This window comes from Mycobacterium kyorinense, assembly GCF_002101735.1.
GTDB classification, from domain to species: Bacteria; Actinomycetota; Actinomycetes; order Mycobacteriales; family Mycobacteriaceae; genus Mycobacterium; species Mycobacterium kyorinense.
In genome coordinates, this window is sequence record NZ_LQPE01000040.1 from 1 (window position 1) to 4,723 (window position 4,723).

Below are 4,723 nucleotides of genomic sequence, written 5' to 3' on the forward strand. Positions count from 1 at the left end.
CCCCTCAGCCGCGCCCCCCGATCGCGATCCGCCCCTGCTCGGCGGGGCAAAGTCCTCGGGCCTGCTCGGCGATCAACTGAAGGCCGTCGACGACACCTCAACACCCGGGCCGACTTCACCCCGTGAGTTCGCCTCGGACTTCGCCCCGCCGGCGCCCGACCCGAGCCGCGCGCCGCGGCCGGACTACGGCCCCCCACCGCGACCCGCCGGCGCGCCGTCTGCCGCATTCGAGGCGCAGCAACCCCAGTTTGGCCCGCCCGAGTCGACGACGTCTACCCCGCCGCTCTGGCAGCCGCCGCCGGGCGCCGGCCGTGCCTACGCCCCGGGCGGCGAGCACCGTCCCACCGGCCAGCCGCCGCGCGGCCGTCCGCCCCAAGTGTTGCCGGCCGACGCGGGGCGTCCCGGGGCAGCGGCCGCGGATCCGCGGAGCTTTGCGGTGCCGCCGCGGCGGCACAGCCCGCCCGATACGCCGTACCCGCCTGTCGGCGCACCCCACGACGTGGCGCCGGAATACGGTTACGCGGCCCGACCCGAGCAACGGCCGGGTGTGCAGCCAGCGGTGGCGCCACCACGACGGCCGTATCAACCGCCAGCTGAGTCGCAGGCACGCTTCGATGAGGAACGTTCCTTGCACACCACCGAGCGCGAATTCGCGGTGAAGGGCGGCCGCCGCGAGGGACCCCAGCAAGGGTGGCGATCGGTCATCTCCCGGATGGGGATCCCGCTGGGCAAAGGTGCCGCTGAGATCGCGTATGACCACGACATCGCAATGATCAACAAGCGGCTGCGATACCGCAAAACCATCGGTGTCGTGGCCTTCAAAGGTGGGGTCGGCAAGACGTCGATCACGATCTGCTTGGGTTCGACGCTTGCCACCCATCGCCAAGACGGCGGAGTGGTGGCCGTCGACACGGTGGCTCGTGGAACCCTGGCCATGCGGGTCAAGGAAGATCACCGCGATGTCAGCGGCGACGTCAGATCGTTGGCCTATGATCCCGAAGCCGACGAAGCGAACATCGACGCTGTGCATGCGCACTTGTTGAGCAACCGGGATCGGCTGTCGGTTCTGGGATCACGTCGCGACCTCATTGCCGAGCCGCTGGCGCCCAACGAGTACCTCACCGCGCTTGAGCGGCTGCGCCGCCACCACAAGCTCGTCCTCGTTGACACCGAGCCTTCGACGGCCACCCCGGCTTTCGAAACGATCATGGAAAGCCTCGATGCCTTGATCCTGGTGGTGACGCCGACGCGTGACGGCGCCGTACCGGCGAGCGAGGTGTTGCCGTGGCTACGTGCGCGCGGGCTCACCGAGTTGGCCAGTCGCACCATCGTGTTGCTCAACCATCAATCCCCGGCCAAACCGCACATGGACGAAGAGTCGATCACGCACGGCTTCCACAAGAACGAGAAGGTCGAGGTACTCGAGATCCCCTACGACGCGCACTTGGCCGAAGCCAGCCCGATTTCGCTCGAGCTGCTCGACAAGAACACTCGCCGACAGTTCGTGCGCGCCGCCGCGATCTTGCTCGACAAACTGCCGGCCAACTGAACACCGTTGCAGCCAACAGCGATCACAGCAGAAAACCACACACGAGGGGGAAGACCGAACAGCCATGACACAGGTAACCGACCGCGCGGCGATCACCGAGTCTTTGTTGGGGCGGCTGTCTGAACTGGACCATCTCAAAGAGTCTTACCAGGACAAGAAAGCCGCAGTGGCACAAGCGCAAGCGGCCGAAGACGCCGCGGCCGAAGCCTACGGCACCAAGATCGCCGAGCTCCTCGAAACCGGGTGGGCGACACCGGCGGCGCTGGCCAGTCAAGGCCACGAGGCACCGAAGAAGCGCAATGGTGCGCGTCGCCGGCCAAGCGCCGGCGAGACGAGCCAGGATCATTCCGCCGCCGAGCATCAGTGAACCGCCGGCCGGCCTGAAGATTTGAGTGAGGACTGAAATGGTGGCGACATCGCAGCAGGTTTTCTGCCGCGCACAGGTCTGGATTCCCGGCCATCGGGTGGACGTGCCGTTGCACAGCCACCTCACGGTCGCTGACGCGATAGCCGAGCTGATCCCGTATCTGATCGAGCACTTGGACGCCGAGAACAAGGACACCACTTGGCTTCGGGACCCCGACGCGTACTGGCACCTGTGCACGTTCGGTAACCAGCCGCTGGATGAGGACAAGACACTTGCCGAGGAGAAAATCCTCGACGGCGCCCGGCTGTTTTTGACCAAGACCGATCCGGGCGAAAAGTACGTGCCGCTGATCGACAACGTCGCTGAGTCGATCACCTACTACCTGAAGCGACACTTCCCGTCCTGGGATTCACCGCTTTCCAAGCGGATTTCTCTGCACATGCTGCTGGCGGTGGTGGCTATGGTGTGCGCCACCGCGGTGGTGTGGACCAGCGCGCACCAGCCCGGGTGGCCGGTGCGGGCGGCCCTTGCTGGGGGGATGGGGTTGGTCGCGCTGGTGAGCTCGGCGATCGCGGTGGTGTTGGTACGCACCGACCGCAAAGAGCGGTTTTCGGTGGTGCCGGTACCGCTGATGATGATCACCTATCTGTTGGCCGCAACGGCTGCATTGGTGATCACGCCGCGCCCGCTGGGGATCTACCAACTGGTCGCGGCAGCCTCGACGCTGCTGGCCTTGGCGGTGTGTCAATCGGTGCTGACCGGTAAGCATCTGCGGCTGCACTACGCCGTGATCGCCGGATCTGTGCTGGTGATCCTTATCGGCCTGCTCAACTTTGTCTACCGCAGCCCGACAGTGGTTATCGGTGTCCAGACGATCGCGCTGTGCTTGGTCATGGTGCTGATCGCATCACGGCTGGCGCTGTCGGTCGCAGGGATCTCGCTGCCCTACGTGCCTGCCACCGGCGAACCCTTCATGCGCGGCAAAGGTGCTGGCAACCTCGACGCGGGATCATTGCCGCGCGACGGAACCTCAAGCCGCGCACTGGAATCGATTCACAACCAGGAACAGCAAATTCTGACCGCAGGCGCTTGCCGAATGGGTTTGCTCATCGGAGCGCTGGTGGTGCTGGTGTCGGCCAGTGTGGTCGTCGGGCGCTGCCTCAACACCCATGAATGGCTGATCTGGTCCTTCATGCTGGTCATCTCTGTGTGCCTGGTCTACCGCGGGAAAAGCCTCGATGACGCGCGAGAGCAAGCCATCGTGGTGATCGCGGCCGCGGCCACCCTTGGGGCGTTCGGTGCGGGATTGCTGACCGTGCCGCAGGTCTCGAGCGACAACACCCTACGCGGGGCGCTCGGGTTGGGGATCTTGGTGGTGGCCATGGTTATTGCCACGATCCTGGCGATCCAGGAGCGCGGCATTGTCAGCCCCATCGTGGCCAAGGTCCTCGAACTGATCGACCGGGCGCTCTACATTTCAGTGTTCGCCCTTGTCTTTCAGGTGATGGACCTGTACTCCAAGGCGCGGGCCCACTGATGCACCCGATCGGTCGGGTCGCCGCTTTGGCGATCGTCACGTTGACGGTGGCAGCCGTGGGATACGCCCCGCCTGCGGCGGCCATCGCGCCACCCACCATCGACCTCGCTGCCGATATCGCGCCACCCGACGCAGATCCTGCCCCCGCATTGCCGATGAAGCAAAACACGGTGTGCGCCACCTCAGCAGTTCTGGCCGATTCCCAGTTCAACACCATCCCCGCCAGCGACGTGTTCGGAGTCGGCGAGCTGCACAACTTCGCCCGCGGCGACGGTCAAGTGGTTGCCGTCATCGACTCCGGCGTCCAACCAGTGACACGGCTTGCCCGACTGCGTGGCGGTGGCGACTACCTGGTCTCAGGCGACGGCCTGTCAGACTGCGACCACCACGGCACCCTGATCGCGGGGATCATCGCGGCCGCCCCCTCGCCCAAGGACGGATTCGTCGGTGTGGCACCCGGTGCGGAGATCGTCTCCATCCGCCAGACCAGCGCGGCCTTCACTGAGGAACACCTGCCGCCGGGCTACGGTGAAGCCGACCGATCGGCAGCCAACCTGATGGCGCTGGCCAAGGCCATCGTGCACGCCGCCAACCTCGGCGCGACGGTGATCAACCTGTCAATCACCGCCTGCTACGACGCTGGAAGCCCTGTAGACCTGCGCCCACTGGCCGGTGCGCTGTACTACGCGGCCGTGGTTCACGACGCCGTGATCGTCGCGGCCGCCGGCAACACCGGCGACCAACAGCACCAAACCACCGGCGCCCAACAGCACCAAACCTGCCAACCAAACCCCGGCTACGACCCCGCCAATCCCGGCGACGCACGAAACTGGGACGGTGTCCGCTCGGTGTCGTTGCCGAGTTACTTTTCGGACCTGGTGTTGTCAGTGGCAGGAACAACGCTCACCGGCGACCCCTATGTCAACTCGATGCCCGGGCCCTGGGTGGGCGCTGCTGCACCGTCGATGAACATCGTGTCCCTAGACCCCACTGAACCTCAACCAGGTGCGCTGACCAATGCTGCGTTGGTGAAAGGTGCACCCATTCCACTCAACGGCACCTCGTTCGCCGCAGCCTACGTGTCGGGGCTGGCGGCGCTGATCCGCGAGAAATACAAAGATCTATCCGCCCATCAGGTGATCAACCGAATTCTGGCCACCGCGCACACACCCGCCCAAGGACTCACCAACACCCTAAGAGATGACCCGTAATCGTGGCCGGCGGTTCGACGGTGATTCGAACGCTGCGCCTGTCGGGTCATACTGGTCGC

Annotated in this window: 4 protein-coding genes; all 4 read left to right on the forward strand. The window is 65.4% G+C overall.

Going from position 1 to position 4,723, the window contains the following annotated elements; all coding sequences use genetic code 11:
* Positions 1-1,549: MinD/ParA family ATP-binding protein (locus AWC14_RS07410; protein ID WP_085241064.1), on the forward strand; the 1,549-nt coding region annotated here is incomplete at its 5' end.
* A gap of 64 nt (positions 1,550-1,613) precedes the next feature.
* The gene (locus AWC14_RS07415; RefSeq protein ID WP_083071715.1) at positions 1,614-1,916 is read left to right on the forward strand and encodes a hypothetical protein; all 303 of its coding nucleotides are present in this window, start codon (positions 1,614-1,616) and stop codon (positions 1,914-1,916) included.
* Between the two features lie 37 nt (positions 1,917-1,953).
* The gene (eccD, locus tag AWC14_RS07420) at positions 1,954-3,453 is read left to right on the forward strand and encodes a type VII secretion integral membrane protein EccD (RefSeq protein WP_249026307.1); all 1,500 of its coding nucleotides are present in this window, start codon (positions 1,954-1,956) and stop codon (positions 3,451-3,453) included.
* Positions 3,453-4,664: a type VII secretion-associated serine protease mycosin gene (gene mycP, locus AWC14_RS07425; protein ID WP_249026308.1), complete on the forward strand. Its 1,212-nt coding sequence runs from the start codon at positions 3,453-3,455 to the stop codon at positions 4,662-4,664. Before eccD ends, mycP begins: the two co-directional genes overlap by 1 nt.
* Positions 4,665-4,723 lie beyond the last annotated feature (59 nt).

What these genes read in the sequence shown, in the direction of transcription:
- AWC14_RS07415 (WP_083071715.1), top strand. Translation starts at nt 1,614, where the DNA reads ATGACACAGGTAACCGACCGCGCGGCGATCACCGAGTCTTTGTTGGGG.
- eccD (WP_249026307.1), top strand. Translation starts at nt 1,954, where the DNA reads ATGGTGGCGACATCGCAGCAGGTTTTCTGCCGCGCACAGGTCTGGATT.
- mycP (WP_249026308.1), top strand. Translation starts at nt 3,453, where the DNA reads ATGCACCCGATCGGTCGGGTCGCCGCTTTGGCGATCGTCACGTTGACG.